The following is a 22,901-nucleotide window of genomic DNA, read 5'->3' on the forward strand; positions in this document are numbered from 1 at the left end:
TAGTCCTATTGTACGTGGACGCAAAGCCGACGGATTGACTTTCAGCAAAGCATGAAAGTCGATCGGATGAAAATCGAATGCCGCCGAATCGAAAACGAATAAGCTCGAACCATCATTTCACCCACATCCATGACGAAACCGAAACAAACCGCCGAGCCGTCTCGGTACGATACCCCCGAACAAATTCGCGAGAATTTTCAGCGATGGTGGCAGGCGATGGAAGTGTCCGACGCGATGTTGATGGCCGGGCTTCGAGATCGAATCGGTCCCGACGGCGACTTGAAGGAAGCCTACCGCCAATGGAACGAACGACGGCGAGCCACCAAACTGCGTGCCTATGAGAAAGCGGGCGAACGATACTCGAAATGGCTCGCCGAACAAAAATAACCTACTAGGTCAGTAATTTGCCGTAGCGCGATCGCGTTGCGGTTGATTCGATCATGGATTTGCGAAGACGTCCGAAGATTTGCAGCGATTGGCACTAAGCCGAAACTCTTGGCGAGTTTCGCTACCCTGGCGTCTCGCTATCCTGAACTTTCGCCACCGTCGACTGTTACTACCCTCCAATTGAATAGGAGTCCCATGCCGCCGAAACTTGTCATGCAGACGCTTAATCAATTATGGTTGCAACTTCAAAAATCGAACGTTCAAGTCGCCATCGGACGCTATCGCGACGAACAATCATGACTCGCTTGCCACCCTTACCGTCATCCAGTCCGCCGAAACTTCGCGTCGGAAGTCGCGTGGGAAAATATCGCTTGGAGAAGCGGATCGGTTCGGGCGGATTCGCGGATGTGTATTCCGCCACCGACACGTTGCTGAACATCAAGGTGGCCCTCAAGATCCCCAACGCCAAATGGGTTTCCAAAGAACTGATCGACGAGTTTCGTCGCGAATCCAAGTTGACGATGGGGTTAGAACACCCCAATATTTTGCCGATTCGCGACGCCAGCTTCATCGACGACCATTTCGTGATCGTCGTTCCGTTGGCCGCACGCACGCTCGACGACCGGCTCAAGAGCCGCATGTCGTTCGATACGGCCTTTGATTTCGGCTCCCAGTTGCTCGACGCGGTCGCTTACGCTCACAGTTGCGGGATCATCCACTGCGACATCAAACCGGAAAACATCCTCCTGTTCGACGACGGGACGCTGCGATTGGGGGACTTCGGGATCGCCAAGGCGGCCCAGAAAACGATCAGTAGTGCCGGGACCGGGACACTTGGTTACATGGCCCCCGAACAGGCGATGGGGAAGCCGTCAACGCGGGCCGATGTTTTTTCGATCGGATTGATTCTTTATCGAATGTTTTCGGGAAAATGGCCGGAATATCCGTTTGAATGGCCTTTTCCGGGGTCGCCCGGTTTTCGCAAGCGAGTCCACCCGGACTTAATCCTGGTGATCCGCAAATCCGTTGCAATTAAACCAAGAGATCGATACCCCGACGCCGTCAAAATGTCCGAGGCTTGGGAGAAATGTCGGATCAAAGCAACCCGTTTTGCAAAACGAAGCCGCAAGGCAACGTAGAATTCAAAAGCCCCCAATCAAAGCACTCTTCACCCTTCACTCTTCACTCTTCACTCTTCACTCTTCACTCTTCACTCCCCCCCACCCGTGACCACCGTCCTCGATACCGCCGTCCACCTGTTTCTCGAAAGCGAGATGGAGTCGCCCCGCGTCCTGCCGGTCGATTTCGTGGATTCACATCGATTCGGGGCCGGCAAGCCTGGGCATTTGGTTGTTTTCTCGCGGACCTGCCCGGACAAGGACGAGCCCAACGACGACAGTGCCGCTGTAATCCGCCTGCCCGACGGGGCGTTGGTGATGGCGGTGGCCGATGGGGTGGGTGGCGCGCCGTTGGGCTACAAGGCGTCCGCGATCGCGGTACAGTGCATCGCCGAAAGTCTGCAAGACCGCATCGACGGCTCGGATCTACGTCCGGCGATTCTGGACGGGATCGAGAGGGCGAACGCCGAAATTTTGGACATGGGCACGGGAGCCGCCACGACGATCTCGATCGTCGAAGTTCAAAATCGGATCGCTCGCGGATACCAAGTCGGTGATTCGATGGCGATGATCGTCGGCCAACGGGGCACGATGAAATGGCGATCGACGTCCCATTCGCCCGTCGGTTACTTGATCGAATCGGGCGCGATCGAAGAAGCCGAAGCGATGTTGCACGATGACCGGCACATCGTTTCGAATTTGGTCGGGTCGCGCGAAATGCACATCGAGATCGGCCCGGCGATTCCGCTGGCCGTTCGCGACAGTATCGTCATTGCCAGCGACGGGTTGTTCGACAACTTGCAACTCGGCGAGATCGCTCAGCTCGCCCGCATCGGCAAACCGCTCGATCGCATGAATGCGCTGGTCGCGTTGGCGAGCAAGCGGATGCGGGGTGAAGACCACTCGATGCCCGGTAAACCGGACGACTTGGCGGTCGTCTTGATGACACCGTAGCTTGACTTTCCGAGTCGAGTTGCGGCTGGTTCCCAGGCTCCGGCCTGGGAACCCAATGCATCGCAGGCTCCCGCCTGGCGAGTCGGTACGGAACTTGGGGACGGGAGGCAGAGCCTCCAAAACAGTGCGTTCCCAGGCGGGAGCCTGGGAACGAGTGCATACCCTAGGGATCAAAACGGTGCGTCTTCCTCATCGGCCGCTTCGTCGAATGCGTCGTTGGGATCCGAGCTTCCGCCCGCACCGCCTTCGAGTACTTGGAACGACATCGCTTCGACGTTGACGAAGAACTTCACTTCGCTATCGGGGTCTTTTTGCCAGCGTCGTCCGTTGAGTCGGTAAGTGACTTCGACGTTGTCGCCTTTCTTCAACCCGTCGACGAGATCGCATCCGTCGCGAGTGAACTCGACCGGGACGTAGTTAGTGAAGCTGCCTTGTTCTTGTTCCAGAACGACCATGCGTTTTCGAAAACCTTTCTGACCGTAGGTCTTCGTTTCTTCGACCAGGTGGACAATGCCACGAACTTTTGCATCACTCATCTAACTATCCGCTGCGGTTGAAATCGGTGCCTGTCGCCGGTGCGACGAACCAGAGTGTAAACCGACCAACCCATTTGATGTAGCCCCGGGATCGAGATCCGCCATCAGGTCATCAACCATCGGGCCAAGCGTCCCGGGGACAACGGCGGCGTGACGCAATGGACGCGGCGGCCGAACCGATCCCCGACTGCTTCGGCCGCCAATCGACCGCTAATCGCGGCACCCTCCATCGTCGCCGGCCAACCGGTGTCGACGTAATCACCGGCCAATGATAACCACGCCAACGTCGTCGTCGTGGCCGGTCGATGGGCCTGGAACTGCGGCGTGACGCTGTAGACCGCGTTCGGGTCGGTGACGATCCGGTGATGCAACAACTTCGCCGGATTCGGACCCGAAAACGGGATCGGAAAGGCCTTGGCAAGTTCGTCGCATACGGCCGACAGCAAAGCGTCCTTCGATGATTCGCTGAAGCGGTGCGGGCCGCTGATGACGACTTGGTGGTAAACGCCCGCCTGATCGCCCGCGCGATCGCTCGTCGACTGCCGCAGCGGTTGTTTGAACAGCCAATGCGAAACCGTGCCCACCATCGCCACATGCGGTAACGGCGTTATCTCGCGATCAAACCACAGGTGCAGGCCCGTGATCGGCGACGATTTCACCGACGAAAGAAACGACACGGTGGCATCCTGCCACGATCGCGCCGATGGATTCAGTCCTGGTTCGATCGTTTCGATCAACTTGGACGCCGACCGCCAAGCCGTTGCCAAGACCACGTGATCGGATCGGAGTGTCCCATCGTCTCCACAAATCAATTCGACCTCCTCGTCGCGTTCGTCGTATCGCAATGATCGCACGAGACAGCCGGTCTTCACCTCCACGCCATGCCGCGCGAGGTGATCCAACATCGAGTTACCAAAAATTTGCGAAAGCGGCCGGTTGGGCACCCACACATCCGATGCACCGTGAGCGGCGGCGAAGCCGTCGACGATTACCTTGCGAGCGGCTGCCATCGATACCCGTTCGGGCACATCCCCGAGCGCGCTGACCAAAACTACGTCCCAAAATCGCACTCGCAAACGCGACGACTGGCGATGACGATCGAGCCAAGTCGCGGCCGTGACCTTTTCAAGGGTACGTTCACGTTGACGCATCAACTTGGTAATCGCCCAAGCCAGTCGCGTTCGTTCCTGCAGTCGAAGGTATCGCAATCCCGCCAGCGCTTTGTGCAAATGCAACGGCGCGGGCATCCGCAGATTCGGCGCGAACGACGACATCCCGTATTCAGGATGATAGAACGTCAGCGATTGATAGCGAGTGAACTCGTCACTCATGTCGAACCTGTGAAGTAAATCGAGCAGGTTGGTGCAACATCCCATCGCGACGTGCTGGCAATAGTCAACCGTTTCGTTGGTCGTCGGGTCGACGAACGATCCGGCCCGTCCGCCGGAGGTGCGGCGAGCTTCACACAGCGTGACGCGAATGTCGGGCATCGTTTCGGCAATCGCCATCGAGGCGGCGATGCCGGCGATGCCGCCGCCGACGACCACGACACGCCGGTTCACGACACGCGGATTCACGAAGCCCTGTCCGTGCGCTGAGCCCAACCGATTTCCGACGGAGGAACGGGCAAGCGGTGGTAGAGCGGTTTGATGAAATGATGCGAGACGATTCCGAGTCGTTGTCGCATCCCCAACGTCACGCGGCGTTTGACCACCGCGTCGGGGTCCTCGGCGATGCGAGTCAACAACGATCGGTACGTCCGCCAGATCATGCTGAACATTGGGCGCCCGGGTTCTTCCAGCGAGTCCCAAACCCGCCATCCCGAATCAAACAACTCCGATGCTCGACGGGTCTCATCGACGATCAAACATCGCAATCTCGCGTCACGTCGCGGATGCAATAAATCGTCTTCATCAAGACCGTGTTGTTCGTAGTGTTGACGGGGCAGATAAATGCGTCCTCGCTGCGCATCCTCGGAAACGTCACGCAGGATGTTCGTCAATTGAAACGCCAGCCCGCAATCCACGGCCGCCTGCATCGGCAGCGGCGATCGGAATCCCCAAATGTGCAAACAGGCGATGCCCACCGCCGAGGCAACGAGGTAGCAATAATGTTCGAGTTGTTCAAACGTGTCAAAGCGGTTCTTTTGTTGGTCCGCCAAAACGCCGTCAATGATCTCGAGTAAGTATCGCGATGGAATGCTATAACGATCGGCCGCATGACGCAGCGCCGGCATGATCTCGATCGCGTGTCGATTGAGATGTTCGAATTGGTGGTCCGTGATGCCTTCGAGGTTTTGAGCAAAACGGATCGGTTGGTCGGAATCGCCGATCAAATTCATCGCCGTGATCTGTCGCCACAAATCCAACCAATGACGCCGGATGCTCGCCGGTTCGTCACAATCACCCAAGTCATCAGTCACCCGCGCGAACGCGTACAACGCCGACATGGCATCACGTTGATCCCGTGGCAACAACCAAAACGAACGATAGAAACTACTGCCGCTACGTCGGGCGATTCGACGTACGGCGGCGTAGCTGTTGGCGATCTCGCGGTTCCGCTGGCCGCGATCGATGACATTCCGATTCATACGTCGCCGCCCATCGTCTGGGGTAGTTGTGATGCGGATGTCGATCGTCCTGGCAAGAATGGTTTTCGGATCAAGACACGTCCGACCAACCAGGCTTGCCGCAGTTTCCCGACCCGCACCCGCTTGCGAAGTACGTCGTAATCGATCCGCTCGATCGCGTCGAGCGTCGCGAGCCCACCACGAATGAACAGTTCGATATCCGCTGCTAGCCACGAGGGAACTCGACCGATCAACGGCCGACCGGAGTCAAACTTGTTTCTCGCGATCACGCATTGTTCGGCAATCGCGGCGCGCACCGCCGTCGGCGTCGGACGTTGGTGCTGGAGTGTTGATTGCAATGCGGTCTCATCAAATCCGTGCCGCTGCATCACTGTTTGGGGTAAGTAAATTCGTCCGATTCGGTAGTCCCTCGCGACGTCTTGCCAAAAGTTCGCCAACTGCAAGCCGGTGCAGACCTGATCGCTCAGACGTAGGTTGTTTTCGTCGACACAATCGGCCGATTCGACCGCCGCCAACGCGAGCACCAACCGGCCGACAGGATTCGCCGAGCGACGGCAATAATTCAGCAATTCGGTTTCATCGCGATATCGGTGAATCGATTGATCATCGACGAACGCATCGAGCAAATCGTCGAACGGTTTTCGCGGCAAATCGAATCGGCCGACCGTTTGAGCCAGAGCAATAAAAATACCTTTCAACTCGCCGCCTTCGAAGACACGTCGGATCTGTTCACGAAATTCAGCGATTCCGGCAAGCGCCGCCTCGGGGGTGGGGGATTCATCGGCGAGGTCGTCCGCCGTGCGGCAGAACGCGTAAAGGTGGTAGAACGGCTGACGCATCGATCGCGGCAACAACACGCTCGCGACGAGAAAATTCTCGTAATGCCCCCTCGCGATGCGGCGGCACTCTCGACTCGATGCGGCAACTTGTTCGGTCGTGGGCGGCGGCGCGTGGTCAGACACAAATTTCACAATCCGAGGAACGAAGCAGTCCGGTAGCCGTTGGACGGGCGACCGCGACTGCGGTTATCTTAACGGTTCAGCGATCGACGTGCAGTTTGATCGACCGGCAGTTTACCGTTGCGGCAAACCCGTCGCCTTTTTGCCCTCCTCTTTGCCTCAAGACCCTCCCCTTTGCCTCAAGAAACGACCCCTCGGATCGGCCCACTCATGAAGATCATCTTGGCAGCCCCCCGCGGTTTTTGCGCGGGCGTTCATATGGCGATCGATTCGCTGAGCTTGACGCTCGAAAAGTTCGGCCCCCCCGTGTATGTCTATCATGAGATCGTCCACAACCAATTCGTCGTCAACGAATTTCAAGGGAAGGGGGCGATTTTTGTCAACACGATCGGCGAAGTCCCCGAAGGCAGCGTGCTGTTGTTTTCCGCTCACGGCGTGTCCCCTGAAATCCGCCAAGCGGCACGCGATCGCAACCTGCACGCGATCGATGCGACGTGTCCGCTGGTGACTAAGGTCCACCTCGAAGCGATCAAGTACGCCAAAGCGGGCTACACGATCATCTTGATCGGCCACGAAGGTCACGACGAAGTCTTGGGCACGATGGGCGAAGCCCCCGAGGCGATCGTGTTGGTCGAAGATGAAGCCGACGTCGATGCGTTGACCTTTCCCGAGGGGACTCGGTTGGCCTATCTGACCCAAACGACCCTCAGTGTTGACGACGCCAACCGCGTCATCGCTCGGTTGCGAAGTCGGTTTCCACAGATCGATAGCCCGCCCAAAGAAGACATTTGTTACGCGACGCAGAACCGCCAGGAAGCTGTCAAATTGCTCAGCGACGAGGCCAGCGTCGTCGTCGTTTTGGGCAGCCAAAACAGCAGCAACAGCCAACGCCTCCGAGAACTGGCCGCCGAAAAAGGCCAACGGGCTTGGTTGGTCGACGGTCCCGCCGATCTGAGCGAAGACCAGTTCGAACAAGACGACGTGGTCTTGATCACCGCCGGGGCCAGCGCCCCCGAGTCGGTGGTCCAATCGACGATCGCCTGGTTGCAAGAGAAATTCAACGCCACGATCGAATCACGCGAAGTCCGTCGCGAGGACGTTCAATTCCCGTTGCCCAAACCGCTACGAGCGTTTGCGAAAGAAAAAGCCGCCTCGGCTTAAGCCAGCGACGCCGCAACCCTACAAGCCCGAAGCACAACGGCGTGTTGATTGAGTGCACGTTTGGGCGTTTTCGTTTAACGGCAAGCCGCAGGCGCCTGCGTTTTCAAACTCTGTCGCCTGCGGCTTGCCGTTAAACAATTAAAACAACAGACCGGCAAGCGAGTGGGTCGGCGGGGATCGGGGGATCGACCTGTTCGCTGACGCCGTGGTGGCTTGATCGGGGCGCTTCGGGTTATGATCATCGTCCGGTACGGCAAACTTCCCACAATCCATCCAGCCAATCGTCATGATCACTCCTGCTCCGCTTCCCGCCCCCAAGATCACCACTCCCGAGCAAGTCACGGCGACCGGCGTGATGGTGTGTTTTGCCGTCCAAGCGGATAAGTCGTCCGAGAAAAAGTACGTCTCGATCGATCGTATCGACGAATTGGAAACATCTGCCAAAACCGCACTCGCTCAACTGATCCAGTCCGGCGAGATCGAGGGCAAGTCCGGTGAGATCGTTCAAGTCGCCACCGGCCACCCGTCCGCGCCAATCCTCGTCGTGGCCGGCTTGGGAAAGACGGCTCAACGGACACGTGGAAAAATTTTAGAAACGGGTGCGGCCGTCATTCGCCGTTTGGTCGACAAATCACGAGCGGAAATCACGTTCCTGGTCGGTGACGCGATCTCGCCGGAACATCACGACGCGCTGGTAGCCGGAACCCTAACCGGGTGCGAAGGACAGCATCTCTACCAAAGCGAGCCGGCGTTCTTCGTTCCGGAAAAACTCGCGTTCGTCGGTGTTTCTCCGCAAGCTACCGCCGAAGGCGAGACGCTCGGTTCGTCCATCAATCTCACCCGCCGGCTCGTCAACGAACCGCCGACGATCATGAACCCGACCGAGTTCGCCGAGCGTGCCAAAATCATGGCCAGCGAAGAAGGGCTCGAGTGCGAAATCTGGGACGAGACGCGTTTGGAAAAAGAAGGCTGCCGCGCGATCCTGGCCGTCGGCCGGGCGTCGACGAGCCCGCCCCGCTTGGTGATCTTGAAATACAACGGTGGTGGCGACGAGGCACCGATCGCAATCGTCGGCAAAGGCGTCACGTTCGATTCGGGCGGTTTGTCGATTAAACCGAGCGACGGGATGGTGGACATGAAATGCGACATGGCCGGCGCGGCCACGGTTGTTGGCGCGATGCGGGCGATCGCCCAACTCGGTCTGAAACGGAACGTGATCGGATTGTGCGGATTGGCCGAGAATATGATCAGCGGAGACGCCTACAAACTCGGCGACGTGATCGAAACCCGCAGCGGCAAGACCATCGAAATCCTCAATACCGACGCGGAAGGCCGAGTCGTTTTGGCGGACACCCTCGACGTGGCGGTGCAACACAAGCCATCGGCGATCATTGATCTGGCGACCCTGACGGGCGCGTGCATGGTCGCGTTGGGCAACGAGGTCGCCGGCTTGATGACCAACAGCGATGATCTCTGTCGTACCTTCAGTGATGCCGCCGGACAAGAGAACGAACCGGTCTGGCAACTGCCCATGTTTTCGCTCTACGACGAGAAAGTCAAAAGCAAGGTCGCCGATATCAAAAACGTCGGCGAAGGCCGCTGGGGGGGAGCGATCACGGCGGCCAAGTTCCTGGAAAATTTCGTCGGCGAAACCCCTTGGGTCCACATCGATATCGCCGGTCCCGCCTTCGCCGATTCGCCTAAACCACACCGCGATGCAGGTGCCACCGGCGTGATGGTGAGATCGCTCGTCCGCTGGGTTCGTGACCGCAGTTAGCCTTTATCAAGAGCTGAGAACGTGTTTTAAAAAGGGGTCTGACCCTCTCCGGCGAGGCCAAAAACCCGATGAAATCGATTCGCCTCCAAAGGGTCAGACCCCTTTTTAAAACACGTTCTGACGCAGAATCGGGAGTGACACCGTGACTCCAATGAATGTCTTCGATCCGCGTGCCAGCTTGTCACCGCGCTGCCGGTGCAATTTCCGAGTCCCACAAGTGTAACCATTTGGTTCGTTGGTACTGTCGGCGTGACGCCTCGCAGTACGCGTTGGCCATCGCCAATCCTTGCGCCAGTTTCTGTATTGGTCTCGGCGGTCGGGCGTTTTGCACTGACGTCAGTCGCGCGGAGTTGTTGCGAACGTCCGACGTGACCACCGCGAGCGCATCGAGCATGGCCGCGGCGGTGACTTGACCGCGTGAGCGGAGTCGAGCGCGGTCCCGGCGATGCGTGGCCGAACCGATCGAACCGACCGCCCCGCGTCCGCCGAGGACCAACGTCGTCAAACGCCGCGTCAATCCGGGAAATAAATCTCCGCCATCCGATGCGATGCTGTCCTCATCGAACCGAGGCCGATCGTCGACCTCCATCGCGAAACGCTCCGTGTTGCGGAAATAATGTCGCTTGAGTTCGTCGAGTCCGAGGTGGCATCGCCCGCCCCACGCTTCGGGCAACGACACGTTGTCGGAACCTGCCCGAAAACTAAGCGCGTCGATCCATCCGGCTCGATCCAATCGCACGCGGCCGAACACTTCGATTTCCAAACCGACGCATCGGGCCAACAACTCCATGTTCTCACGGAAACGAAGTGATGCGTGATCGATCGCGATGCCCAAGTTCACTCGAACGCCGTCGTCCAACTGCAACACGACTGATCGGCCGTCGGCACCAAGGATGGTTCCCTTGAAAAATACCAAATCCCATCCACCCCGCGGCATGGCGTCGGCGGCATCGGCCGATTCGAATACGTCTCGAATTTGATCGGCGGCAGCTCGCCCCCAACGTCCAACCGCCTCTTGGTTTGCGTCTTGCTGTTCGTCGTCGGATGGCATGATGGCCCAACGGGTTTTCGATCCTTTGCCCAAGCGGCCGTCGTACGAAGCGGTCAGATTCTGGACGTCGATCGACGCGCGGCTGATGACTTGCGCCGACGCCGTCGTGCCCCCCAAATCGATCCCGCCACGATACGCTTGACTGACCAGAGCCGCTTCACCGGGCCGCGTTTCGACGACCTGATACAAACGTCCGTCATCACCAATGAAATGAACGACCACACCCGCGTAACCACTGAGCGTCAAGATCGGTTCGGCGACCACGCCGCGCAGGCGTTTCAAAGAAACTGGTGAGAACGGACGTCGCGTGTAACCCAGCTTGGCCGGATGCAGCGACTCGGAACGGGTCAATTCGAACGCCGTTTCGATCGCGGTCACCACGTCGCTGCGAAGGCCATCGCTGTCGGCATGATCGTCGCCGGCGCGGATCCGCTGGACGCCTTCGGTCACCCGAATCAGTGCCGAGGAAAGGTTCAACATGGATTGCGAACGGGCCTGGTGCGCCGCCCGCAACAAAGACGACTGGATGATCAAACCGCCCGCGCGTGCGCCGCTGATCAACAAACCTTCCAGAGCTTGCAGACATTGTTCCGCCGTCGATCGCATATCCGCCGAGATTTTCACCGGTGCAGCGGATGGTTCTTCACTTTTATGCAGTTCAATCGGCGTTCCCGATTGAGAATCCGGCGGCGACTCGCCATCGGGCTCGGTCGAACTCGCCTCCGTCACGTGGATCGTCAACGTGGTCACGCAAGCGAGCAAATGAAAACACTTCGGCGACAACAAGCACGAACAGGACATCGACTCGCCACGAACCAAACAACCGTCTTCGCCGGGTTCCAAACGGACGGTTTCCTCGCCCGCTTCGATGCTCCAAACGTTCGCCTGTTCGGTCCAAGCCCAAGCCTCCGCCGCGGTGGCTTCGCGGTCCAATCGCTTGCGAACCCGGCCGGGTGCCGCGTCGATCATCGTCGCCAGTAGTCCGGCGTCCATAGTGGGTCTTTTGTTCATGAGACCGACGACGAACCGCCGCCCAAACCACGAACCTGTTCGCCGATCCACCTCGCCAAATGTTCGGGACTGACCGCCGCTACGGGCATGCCCGCCCCGGCCATCATTGAGGCGTAACCTTGGTGATACCGGGCCACACCGGAATCGTCCAGCGATGCCAAACCCAAACAACGGATGCCCGAATCGACCATCGCCCGCACCTCGGCGACCATCCGTCCCACCGACACGCCTTCTTCAAAATCGGAAACCAAAATCACCAGACTCCGTGAGGGAACCGACACGCCCGCCCGGGCCGCCCGCAAACCCAAACCGATATCCGTTCCGCCGCCGACCTGAACTTCCAATAACAACGACAACGGATCGGCGACCTGTTCGCTGAAGTCCAACACTTCGGTGCTAAAGGCGAGGAACCGAACCGACAACGCGGGCAGCGCGTCGAGCACCGCCGCGACCAATGCGCTGTAAATCACCGATGCTGACATCGAACCTGATACGTCGACGACAAACGTGACGTGCCAATCCATTTGCCGTTTGGCAGGCGAGTTGAAAATCAAACGTTCCGCAACGATCCCGACCCGACCATCGCCGCGACGATGCGAGTTGGATAAATTCTCCCGAATCGTGCGGGCGAGGTTCAACTTCTTGGCTCGACGACGCGTCGGTCTCGGCGACGACAAACCGGTCAGTGCGGGCTGCAAACGGACCGCCAATTGTTCAGCCAATTGTTGAGTGATCCGGGCCGCCAATCGCCGCAGCGTGGCGACTTTCGATTCAGGCATCGCTCCGGCCAACGACAAGACTTGTTGCAACAATTCGATCGACGGCGTGACGCTGTCGGGGTCCAGGTGCTCGATCACCCCGGAACGTCCAGTGCCCGCTGCGGCACCGAGAACCTCCTGGCAAATATCGCTGCCGAACAACGCTTCCAAATCTTCCGCCCACTGTGCGGTCGTGGGTTGTGGTGCTTCGGTACCACCACCTGCACCAGGGAGCTTGTGTTTATCGCCTGCCAAACCGCCGCGTGATCCTTCGCCTCGACCTCGCCCATAAAGTTGATCGAGCGAACCGGCACATCGCATCGCCATGGGCGTCCGGTTCTCAGGCGGCAAACCAAAGATCAAACGCCAACGATCGGCGAGCGGTAACTCCATGGCGACCGTTGCCCGTGCTTCGTTCCCGACCACGTCGCAATGTTGCGGATGCGCATTTGGCGATCGTTCGTGGCCGCTCGTTTGCCGTGGTGATTCGTCGGTGGGTTGCAACCAGAATTCCGCTTCCGGATAAGACGACATCAATGCTTTGCGGCCGGCTAAGTCTGCTTCCCGCAAGTGCACCCACTCATCGGTGATCGCGTCCGCGTCGGATGAATTCGCCCACGCGAACGACTCGGCCGCACCCGTCAACGTCGATCCTCGTTCTTTCAACTCCGACAAACAGACCTGCAACATCCTTTCCCGATCGGTGGGCGAAAAGTCGGCAAACGCGCCTCGCAGTGGAGGCAACCGAGCCAAGAACACGTCATCATTCATCGTGGCGATTCCGTCTTGGATGCCTCGCAACCAAGCCGGATCAGATTGCATCCGCGGCATCAAAACCTGGGTCGCGCCGCTTAAACCGCCCCGCAGTCGGTCTCGCCCCTCGCGATCGACGGCCGCGTCCAACCAACCGCGCGTTAACGTTGCGAAAACCTCGTTTGATTGTTCGTCCAACAGGCACAACGCCCCCGCCGCCGCGCCTCGCATGCGGTTTCCGCCGTGGCGGACCGTTTGTCGGCACCAATGCGTTATCGCCATGCGTTTGTCGTCCGACTTCGAACCTCCCTCGGGGTTCAATACGGCGTCACGCAAGTCGCCGGTCATCCAATCCAAGAAATCGACCAGCGCGGCGACGTCCGACGGTTCCTCCGAACCGCTCATTCCCGACAATCGCTCGAGGGCCGTGTCCAGCAACGCGTCGATCGTCACCCCGTCGCCCGGCCAAGCGAACGATTCCACCCAAGGCGGCATCGCGTCGGCCGGGTCCGACGGCAACCCCGGCATGTGTCCGATTCGGATGCGGGCGATGATCGTGATCGCTTCGACCAACTCCGACAAACCCGCTGCGGCTCGAAACGAGTCGCCGATCCGCGACAACATTTGATGCGTCAGCGAAACCAAGCCGCACTGGGTCGCGACGTGCAAACAACGCAGGGTCGTCGCCGGCAACTCGTCCGCATCCGTCCCGCCAGACAGGTTGCTGGAAACATTTCCATTGATGGAGGGCATCGACGAAGACGATCGGATCAACGAGCCACGCACCATCCCTTCGACGACTTGTCGCAACGTCACGCCGTATCGCGACACCGATTCGATCGTCGCCGAAGTGCCCTGTTGCCACGCGACGCGCCAACGTTCGATCAAGTTTTCGCGATGCCCCCTTTCGACTTCGTCAACCCGCGTCGCGTAAGGAATGCCTGCCGCGTTCAACCGCCGCAACACCACCGCCCGCGCCCGGTCGCGTCGATCGCGGAGCACGTCCAGGCTGATCTCTTTGGCTTGGTCGTCGAATCCCCGGCGGGCGACGCCGTATCGAGACGGCCGTTTCGGCGGGGCGGGAGTGCTCGCGAAAGAATCGCGGCCGGGCAGTTTCAGTTCCTGCAATTGCCGATCGATCTCCACCGCCAAACCGCATCGCGGGGCCGCGGGCGTCACGGTTCCCAAACGATGTCCGATCAAGACTTCGCCCGCCGCGACCGATACCGCTCGCCCGCGGCCCATCAAATCGCCTTGAACTAAACAAGACTGGATCGCTTCGATCAGCTCTCCCCGACCCGCCACCGGCAATCCTCGCAAGCGGGCCAAGTCTCGCATCATACGCAGCGATTCGCTCGCGTCAGGCATCCCGGCGACGTGCCCGTCGGTCCGCAACTCGCGACAGATCCGTGTGATCAATTCCGCCGCCGCCGCGTCGGCCTCCTCACGTGAATTCGCCTCGACCATTCGCTGGTGCCAAACCGGATCGCGCACCCCGGCCGGGTAACCGCTCCGCTCGTCGAGTTGCTCAAATGAATACGGCACCAACGACACACCCACGGCCGAATGCGAATCCGGTGCAACGTCCGGTTGCGCCTCGCGTAGCCTATCCGCGTCGCGATCCCGCTCCGATTCGATCACGTCGGGCAGCAATGCGGCGGCATGAAACGACCCCACCACCGCCGCGCTATGTGAAGGAGCCCGGCGGATCGCTTCCCGCATCGCCGACTCACGCACTCGGTCACGCGCTGAAACTTCCGGCGAACTTTCTCGCACCGCCCAACCGAACAACAACGCTGCGGCTCGAATCGAATCAGGGTCTGCGTCGAAACCCGGCGATTCGACTAAACGTTGCCACAAACCGCCCGTATCGGTTTCGCCCGAACGTCGCAACAACACGTCCAACGCGGTCTCACTCGGCAGCTCTTTCGGCGGCTCTTTCGGCCCTGGCGCAAACGGTGGTTCTTCCCATTTCGCCGAGACGGATAAATCGCACGCGACGACGGGAACACCGTTGGCGCGTGCCCAACGGATCGCGACCCATTCGGGGGAAAAGTCCGCCATCGGATAAAAGAACAACCCTCGACGATCATCGGCAGCGGAAATCGCCACAGGCGCGATCGTTCGCGGGTCACCGAGGAATTCGATCCAATCGGCCAAGTCGGCAGGCAATTCGACCAACAAGCATTCGGGGCCGAACGCGTCGAGGATCTTCGGCACGACACGGGCGAGCGTCGCCGAATGATGACGCACGCCGATCAACAAAGGCGAACGACATTCCGCCAACGATCGCATCGATTGTTCGATTGGGGATTCAACCGACTGTGTCACGGAGTCATTCCTCCAGGACGCCGCGAAGTTCCATCAAGCGTTTCCACAGCGGTGAACCGTCTTCGGCGCGGCGGCGAACCGGCCCGTCCCAATAGGCGAGCAGTCGTTCGCGGTCTTTGGCTTCGTCCTTCATCACGACCCCGAGCAAATGCCCGGGCATTCGCGATACGGGGTCAAAGCCACTCGGAAAGAACACACTTTCGCGCGTGATCGCCGTCGCCACCGCGACCGCTTCGGCGGTGCTCATCACCGTGCTCGGCCGGGTGACCTGCCATCCCTCGTCGCTGCGTCCGTTTCGCAAGTCACGGAACACCGTCACCAACAATTCGACCAACGACCGATCCACCGCCGCCTTCGATCCCGTTTCAGCGAGCAGTGCGGCCGCCCGCGTCGAAACGAGTTCCCGCTCGCGAACCTCGTCGGCGATCGGCGCGATGGTTTCAAAATTGAAGCGACGCTTCAACGCCGCCGACATTTCCGAAACGCCGCGGTCGCGCAAGTTCGCCGTTGCGATCAAGGCGAACCCCGGCGCGGCGAACAAACTGTTGCCCGCTCCGTCGGCCGCGTGATCCATCTCGGGAATCATCATCCGTCGTTCGCTCAAGATGGAAATGAGCGCATCCTGCACCTCGGGCAAACATCGCGTGATCTCTTCGAACCGAACGACCTTGCCGTCTCGCATGCCCGTCATCACCGGTGAGGGCACGAGCGCCTCGCGAACGGGACCGCGATCGAGCAACATCGCGTAGTTCCACCCGTATCGGATTTGATCCTCCGTCGTCCCGGCGGTTCCCTGCACCGCGAGCGACCCAGTGCCGCTGATCGCGACGGCCAACAGTTCACCCAACATCGACTTGGCCGTGCCCGGTTCCCCGACCAACATCAACCCGCGTTCGCCGGCCAACGTGACCACGCATCGCTGAACAACGTCCCGGTGGCCAACGAACTTTTCCGTGATCACACGAGCCTCCGCCTTGTTACCGCCTACCTTGACGCCGTCGCTGCCGCAGATGAAATCGACGATCGATTGCGGCGACAACGACCAGCCCTCCGGTCGTTCGTGGCGATCGGCTGCCGCGAGTGCGGTCAACTCATCGGCGTAACGAACTTCCGCCGGCGGCAACTGCACGCGGCGGCCCGATGCAGGTCCTGATGCGGATGCGGGTTCGGAAGTGGATTGTGATGTCGCCTCAGCGGACGATGCTTTTTTCTTAGCCATTGGACGTCATCGCCTCTTCGTACTTCGGTGCGTCGCCATCGACGACCCGTTGCCACGCCACACGGAATTGTTCCCCGACCGGCCTCGGGCACACGATCAAACCTGCATAACCACCACGCAGCCGATCCGTGTTGGTATGTCCGAACATCGGCAGTTTCCACGTTTCGATCGGCAGGTTTGGCAGTTTCAACGCTTCCCAACCGCCGGGCAAGAACACATCCCGACCCGCCCGACTGCGTTTGGCGGTCACGACCAAACCACCGTCGAGCAGTTCCGGTTTGGTCTTCTTGAGCTGCGCGGCCGACCAACCGTTCCACTGTTTGATTCGCGCGTCCGAACAATCGTGCAGGGCCAACAATTGCAAGTACCACGTCGCCGCCTCCTCGCTGATTTTGAACTTCTTCGCGACCACGGAAACTAAATCCGCCGCCGAGACTCGCGGGTCCTGTTCGATCGCATCGGCCGCAAACTTGGAACCGAGATTGTTTTCGCGGAACTGTGTCATCGCTTCGCCCCGCATCTCGCGGACGAAGTCAGCCATGTCGAGGTGGGTAGATCCATCGCCCGAGTAATCAAAGGTGAGCGACGCAGCCGATATCAAACTTGCATGGTCCTTGTCCGTTCGCAATCGAGCCGGCCGAAACCATAGACTGATGTTGGGCGGCGCGATCGCACCGACGATCAATCCGCCATCGAGAGTGTGAAAGCCGCCGGCATCTTGTTGGCACTTGGCCACCTGCGTCGAGAACCTTGCGATCGTCCCCTCGACATCAATCGCTTGGTCATCCCGGAACGGCTCGGTGCGTGAGGCGCCCATCGAGAGGATCACGTCGTCTTGGTTCAAGTAATCGCGAACCGCGTCGATCAAGCCGGGCAACTTCGCGCGAGCCGGATCGCCAGGCGGCAGACTGTAGTTGAGGATCGCGATCGCTTCGGGCAGAACTTCAAAAACACGCTCGACTGGGACCGAACGTGGCGGCGTGTACTCGATCTCGACGACTTCCGAGCGGTACTGTCTACCGAGTTTAAACGACCACTTGGAAACGGCCAGCACGGGCGAAGTCGCCGGGTCTCCCAAAAACTCACCGAGGAGTTTGGTATCGAGTCGCTGGTAACCGCCTCGCAACGTTTGCAATGCCGCGATCACGTCGGCGGGCAAGATCACCTTCGCTTTGCGGGCTTCTTGCCAAGTGGCGACCATCGAACGAAACGTCCGATCGATGTTCTTGCCCAACGCGCCCTTGGAATCGCGTCGGCATCCGTCGGCTGAAACCTCAAGCGACACCGGATCGGCATTGGCAGCCGTGACGGCGGTCTTGATTTCGTTGACTTTCCAACCGTAGTGCTCGCGTAACTCCTTGGTCAATTTTTCTTGCCCGTAGCGAACCGAGCGATAGTTGCCCATCCAAGCCAGCGCCACCTCGATCGGCGACACGCCGAGCGACTCCGCCGCTTCGGATAATTTCTCCGGTGCAATCAGTGGCAATGTTTCGACTTTCTCGACCTCGTCCACAAAATGCTTGATGCCCGAGCGGCCCCAGATTTTCCGCAGCGGAATGGAGTTCTCGATGTTGAACGATTTCGGCGGTTTGGGATCGCCCGTTTCGTTGTACGAGAGCGAAACGATTTGGGAATTCTGGTAGCTGTAAACCAAGTAAACAACATGCCTCGATTTCCCTTCGACGATAGCGGCCGGCCGGTCTTCCTTGGGGCCCTTGTCGGCGGCGGCTAGTTTTTTCAAAGCCGCTTCGTCGGGCGCGGGACCGCTGAACAGCGTGAACCGTCCGGGCAGATCGACCAACCCACAATCGGCGATGAAACGTAAAGCCACCAACCAATCGCCTCGCAAGCGTTGATTGACGGGCATGCCCTCGTCGGCACCTCGGTGGGCGTGATCCCAGAATACCTTCCAAGCGCCCGCCGCCGCGTTGTCGATCAAACTGGCGAAAAGCCAATCGCCTTTGGGTATGTTTTCAACGTTGCCGGTACGAAAGAATCGCGTCACCGCGTCGATCTGTTTGAAGTTCACGGTTGACTGGTAGTAACTTCGACGAATGTCCGAAAGGCCACCTGCGGCTAGCGGGACGCTCAATGCCGATAACGCCTCGTTCATCGCGTCGTCGGATATTTGAACGGCCGCTGATGCCTTCGACCCAGCCGCCGTGGACGCCATCGATTCGGTTTCGGATGTTTTCTTCTCGTTCGACTTTGCCCCATCGTTGCCGGCCCCGGATACTTTCGCCACGAGTTTGTCGAGCGAGATTTTTTCGACCGCGGCCATCCTCGCGATCTTGGCGATGCCTTTGACCAACGACGCGGGCGCGTCGGGCAACAGCGCCGACACGGCGGCATGGCAAGCGGTGCGATTGGGGTCGGGATGGTTGGGATCTTCCTTGACCTTGAGCGCCTCGTGCTCAACCAAACCGGCGTCGAACAACTTCTTCGCCTGAGCGGTTTTGATCTGACGCAGCTTCTTCGAACTTTTCAGACACCGAACTTCGAAGTAATGAAAGAACATCCGCGGCAGTAGGATCGGTTGGCCCTCGCAGTATCGATTGACCGAATCGGACAAGAGTGCAATTTTGCGACCGGTGTCGACGTCGACCAAAGCATCGTGGTTGGTCAGCATCCAAAACGAATCCGAAGCCGGCTTGTCGATGATCGCCATCGCCAAGTCAAACCCGCCACCGGTTTGGCGATCATTGGAAAGCACGATCTTTCGCCCGTCGATGCCGCGGCTTTCCATTTGCCCGTCCCGTCGGGCGATAATCCGCATGCCCAACATGCCATCGGCTAAACCGAGTGGCGATCGCGTTAAGCCTTGCGGCGCAGGCAACAAGTGCGACGTGTGCCAATTGATTTGAGCACCGGCGGGCAGGTCCTCTTCGAACCACGGCGGGATGCTCTCGCGGATCTCCTTACCGGTGACCGGGTCGACTTCCCGCAGCACCGGTTTTTTAGCTTCCTGGTTGGATGCGTCGTCGTCGAACTGGTTCCAGTAATAATCGTGTGCTTTCTGAGCCCAATATCGCTCGCCGTCGCTGAACCAATTTTGATACGTCGGGATCGTTTCGTCGCCGGACTTCAACACCCGCGTGCCATAAAAAATTCCACCATCACACGGAATCGAAGCTTCGATCGACAGGCCGTAAAAGTACTGCTTGGTTGTGTTCAGCTTACCTCCGTCGCTGAGCCACGCGATCTTGTGTTCGTAACTCGAACTGGTGTCGAGCAACCCGATCACGGCATCGTCGCCAACGCGGATCATGAATTCGAAACGTTGATCCTTGGCAATCGAAAACCCGCCGAGCGTTTGCCGTCCGTTAGGTCCGAACGATTCGATTTGGTCGTTCACCAACACATTCAAATACGGAAACGCACTGACTGCTGATGAACGGCGGCGACTGCTCGTCGGCAACGGATGCTCGGCGGCGAAAGCGTCCAGCGCCGGCCATCCGTATTCGTCGAATACGCCCGCCTCGAGTGTCCGCTGCAATGTGTCGATCAAATCAACCTTGGCCAAACGGCTCGTCAGCTCGGGGAACTGCTCTCCGGTCTTTTGGCCGGCCGATTTGGATAGCATGTTCAACGCTTCTTCCGCGTCGACCAACCCACCCTCTTCGAGTTTCTTGAGTTGATCGTCGAGGAACGTCCACCACAGGCGACGCACGGTCTCGTGATCGGCGGCGGCCTCTTCGAAACTTCGCTGGCTCGCGGGAGTACGACCGTACGAATGACGTCCACCAACGCTTCCGGAGAACGTCACCAAATCGGCCAGTTGGGCGTAAACCTTTCGTCCCAACTTTTCGTGTTCGATCAAATGTGTCAGTTGCGAATTGCGTCGCGGGTGATCCACCTCGGCTCGCAACCAACCTTCAAAACTCAACGTCCGATGATCGTCGTAATCCTTGATCGGCAATTTTAAGTCGAGCATCATCTCGAGCACGTCCGCATCGAGCACGCCGCCGTAATAACCTCGACGTCCCAGCGGGATCGGCACGCCTTCGTCGCGAATCACGCCCGCGGTCAATTCGATCAATTCGAACACCCTCGGCGGAGGTGACGTCTCCACCGTCACCAATCGTCCGATCCACCCCGCCCGACCGCCAGGAATCTCCACATCGCCCATTGCTTCCGAATGGCCCGGTAGCTTTGATGTCGGTTGGCCCAACAGCGGCAGGACTTTCCACTCGTCGAGTAGATCCAACCAAGCCCACACGGGACTGTCGTCCCGGTACGAAGACTTCGGGTCGGTGTGAGCCAACAACCACATGCCAAACGACGGATCGGATTTCACCAATCGGGCGACGTTTTTTTTCACCGATTTCCAAAACTGCATCGACGCCCGCGACATCGCCGGTGATGAGATGATCGTTTTCAAGAATGAATCGACCTCCGTATTCTCATCCAACCCGGCGGCTTTGGCGAACCGGGCGATGTCCTTGGCCGCCGTCGCCATCGGCGGCATCCCGCCGAGCGTTCGCCGGACGTTCAAATCGGACAACGTTTCGAACGCCTCGGCCGGTTCGAATTGCTTCTCAAGATCTTTCGTGTATTCGGTCAACGCTTTGCCGGATAAACAACCGCTCAGCGTGAATTCCAAGACCGCATCGCGGCGACGGTGCCGATCGACGACCAACGCGTGGACCCGTTCGGCTTCGAGCGACTTGCCGATCGCGCGACCGGCGTAGGTCACGTTGCCCAAGTCCTTATAGATCCTCGCAACCTCTTCCCAAAACGGAGGCAAGAAATGGCGAACCGAACGGTTCAGCACGTTTGCCATCTCGGTGAACAACTCCATCGCGTGTCCCGGTTTGGACTTCGCCTTGCGGCCGGCGGCTTTGATCTGTTTGACCAAAGCCAACGCGTCCTTGGCGTTTTCGGGATGCGTGATCAACGCCCAGCTGGCGAACCCCAACGCCCGGCGACTTTGGACGGCGACGGGTTGGCTCTCTCCATCGGGCCGCAAGCCGAGGAACTCCATCGCCAAATCTTCGGCAGGTCCCAAACGGTCGGCACCCAAGCGGACGACGACCCGATCGCCGAGTGCCCCGCCGGTGTAACGTCTCGCGACGACCTTCTCGGTCACGCTCGGATCGACGTCGGCATTGGCGGCCACCATCCCGCCGGCAGCCAAGGTCGCTTCCAATCGCAGTTGCTCGGCGGTCGGCTTGCCGGCTTTGGCGTTCGCGGCGGCTTTTTTGGCCGGTTTCGTTCTTGGACCAGGTTTCGTTGCCTTGCTCATGGCGTTTCCTCCGATGCGGATTCTTCGACTTTGCGTTTGGCGTAAATCGCCGACGCCATGCGAACCCCTTCGCTGAACGTGACCGGGCCCAAGTCCGCGATCTTGACCGCTTTGTCATTGGCGTCGACGAACACCAACGGACCGGTGTAGGTTTCCGCTTCCGGATACTCGTCGCCGACGTAATAGCGGGCTTCGATCATCACGTCGTTTTCCCAAACGCGGCACGTCGCGTAGCCGCCGCGAACGGGATAGCCCAAACGGCGGCACAGTGAGAGTGCGAAGTTGAGCTGTTCGAACATGCCCTCGGTGTAATCATTGATCGATTTAAGTTCCGCTTGGTCCTTGGTCGGTTGATGAACGGGGCGGTAAAGTTGATCGATCGTTTGTGTGATCGAAAGGTCGCTGGCAAGTTCGCGAAGCTCTTCCAAATCGGCGATCAAGATCGGGTGGGGCACCGTCATTGCAGGCGACTTGTGCCATCGCGTCTCGCCATCGAGGTCGACCACGCCCAAGCCGCGCTGGGCGTCGACCTGTTTGAGCAAACCGGTTTTTTCGAAATTCGGTTTACCCTTCGCATCGACGGGCGCGACGACGAGGTTTTCCAGGCTCGATCGCCAATCCGGGTCGGCCCAAATTTCGTTGACAACTTCCCGAGGCACCGAGAGTGAACGGAGCATCCAACGTTCGATCGTGTGCCGACATTCGGCTTGGTGATCGTCGAGCCATTCGGCGAGCGCCCGCAGCGACTCGGCGATCTCGCTTTCCTTCAACCACTTGGGCAAGGAAGCCAACGTTTTGCCCTGAGGATTACGGCAAACCAATTTGCCTTTTCGCAACCCGATTTCGTAACCCCGTTCCCCAGGCAGCCAAGCCGCCACCGCCTCCGCCACCATGACCCACCTCCAAGTGACAATGCCAATACACCCAACACAGATACTAAGCATCGCCGGATCAATTAGTGACGCGTTTTCCAAGTGGCGGCGACTTTTAGTCGCCGTTTCAGGACATGGCGACTGAAAGTCGCCACCACTTATTGTTCACGCGATGCAAA

14 protein-coding genes are annotated in these 22,901 nt (G+C 59.2%); 5 read left to right on the top strand and 9 right to left on the bottom strand.

From position 1 onward, the window contains the following. Nucleotides 1–129: 129 nt before the first annotated feature. From Pla100_RS06560 to Pla100_RS06570, 3 genes are all read left to right on the top strand, one after another. Nucleotides 130–387 (top strand): hypothetical protein, encoded by a 258-nt coding sequence (locus Pla100_RS06560; RefSeq protein WP_146576886.1) that lies wholly within the window; start codon nt 130–132, stop codon nt 385–387. A gap of 296 nt (nt 388–683) precedes the next feature. After that, nucleotides 684–1,526 carry a serine/threonine-protein kinase gene (locus Pla100_RS06565; protein WP_146576887.1) on the top strand — a complete coding sequence of 281 codons (843 nt, stop codon included), beginning with the start codon at nt 684–686 and terminating at the stop codon, nt 1,524–1,526. A gap of 87 nt (nt 1,527–1,613) precedes the next feature. Beyond that, nucleotides 1,614–2,459 carry a PP2C family protein-serine/threonine phosphatase gene (locus Pla100_RS06570; RefSeq protein ID WP_231602782.1) on the top strand — a complete coding sequence of 282 codons (846 nt, stop codon included), beginning with the start codon at nt 1,614–1,616 and terminating at the stop codon, nt 2,457–2,459. A 170-nt stretch (nt 2,460–2,629) separates the two neighbouring features. Here Pla100_RS06570 and Pla100_RS06575 read toward each other — a convergent pair whose 3' ends face one another. The 4 genes from Pla100_RS06575 to hpnC all read right to left on the bottom strand — a co-directional run bounded on the left by Pla100_RS06575 (nt 2,630) and on the right by hpnC (nt 6,547). Next, a complete protein-coding gene (locus tag Pla100_RS06575; protein ID WP_146576888.1) occupies nt 2,630–2,995 on the bottom strand; it encodes a DUF3127 domain-containing protein in 366 nt (121 codons plus the stop codon). 104 nt (nt 2,996–3,099) lie between these two features. Continuing rightward, a complete protein-coding gene (hpnE, locus tag Pla100_RS06580; protein ID WP_146576889.1) occupies nt 3,100–4,572 on the bottom strand; it encodes a hydroxysqualene dehydroxylase HpnE in 1,473 nt (490 codons plus the stop codon). Next, on the bottom strand, nt 4,569–5,585 hold the full coding sequence (locus Pla100_RS06585; RefSeq protein WP_146576890.1) for a phytoene/squalene synthase family protein: 1,017 nt from the start codon (nt 5,583–5,585) through the stop codon (nt 4,569–4,571). Before Pla100_RS06585 ends, hpnE begins: the two co-directional genes overlap by 4 nt. After that, nucleotides 5,582–6,547 (bottom strand): squalene synthase HpnC, encoded by a 966-nt coding sequence (gene hpnC, locus Pla100_RS06590; protein WP_197167741.1) that lies wholly within the window; start codon nt 6,545–6,547, stop codon nt 5,582–5,584. The genes Pla100_RS06585 and hpnC overlap by 4 nt, the downstream gene beginning before the upstream one ends. 207 nt (nt 6,548–6,754) lie before the next feature. Here hpnC and ispH point away from each other — a divergent pair, with 207 nt between their 5' ends. Beyond that, complete coding sequence (ispH, locus tag Pla100_RS06595; RefSeq protein ID WP_146576892.1) at nt 6,755–7,705, top strand: 4-hydroxy-3-methylbut-2-enyl diphosphate reductase; 951 nt, start codon at nt 6,755–6,757, stop codon at nt 7,703–7,705. Nucleotides 7,706–7,991: 286 nt separating this feature from the next. Beyond that, a complete protein-coding gene (locus Pla100_RS06600; RefSeq protein WP_146576893.1) occupies nt 7,992–9,482 on the top strand; it encodes a leucyl aminopeptidase in 1,491 nt (496 codons plus the stop codon). Between the two features lie 181 nt (nt 9,483–9,663). On the opposite strand, the gene Pla100_RS06605 is transcribed toward Pla100_RS06600, so the two are convergent. From Pla100_RS06605 to Pla100_RS06625, 5 genes are read right to left on the bottom strand one after another with little or no spacing between them, the layout of a single operon-like run. After that, nucleotides 9,664–11,544 (bottom strand): hypothetical protein, encoded by a 1,881-nt coding sequence (locus Pla100_RS06605; protein WP_146576894.1) that lies wholly within the window; start codon nt 11,542–11,544, stop codon nt 9,664–9,666. Then, nucleotides 11,541–15,350, bottom strand: a complete 3,810-nt coding sequence (locus Pla100_RS06610; RefSeq protein ID WP_146576895.1) for a DUF5682 family protein — start codon at nt 15,348–15,350, stop codon at nt 11,541–11,543. Before Pla100_RS06610 ends, Pla100_RS06605 begins: the two co-directional genes overlap by 4 nt. Before the next feature lie 40 nt (nt 15,351–15,390). Further along, entirely contained in the window at nt 15,391–16,605 is a 1,215-nt protein-coding gene (locus Pla100_RS06615; protein ID WP_146576896.1) for an ATP-binding protein, read from the bottom strand. Then, nucleotides 16,598–21,850, bottom strand: coding sequence for a DNA-binding protein (locus Pla100_RS06620; protein WP_146576897.1), 5,253 nt, complete (start codon nt 21,848–21,850; stop codon nt 16,598–16,600). The genes Pla100_RS06615 and Pla100_RS06620 overlap by 8 nt, the downstream gene beginning before the upstream one ends. Further along, nucleotides 21,847–22,794: a DUF4132 domain-containing protein gene (locus Pla100_RS06625; RefSeq protein ID WP_231602783.1), complete on the bottom strand. Its 948-nt coding sequence runs from the start codon at nt 22,792–22,794 to the stop codon at nt 21,847–21,849. Before Pla100_RS06625 ends, Pla100_RS06620 begins: the two co-directional genes overlap by 4 nt. Nucleotides 22,795–22,901: the final 107 nt, after the last annotated feature.

The organism is Neorhodopirellula pilleata (genome assembly GCF_007859915.1).
Taxonomy (GTDB): domain Bacteria; phylum Planctomycetota; class Planctomycetia; order Pirellulales; family Pirellulaceae; genus Rhodopirellula; species Rhodopirellula pilleata.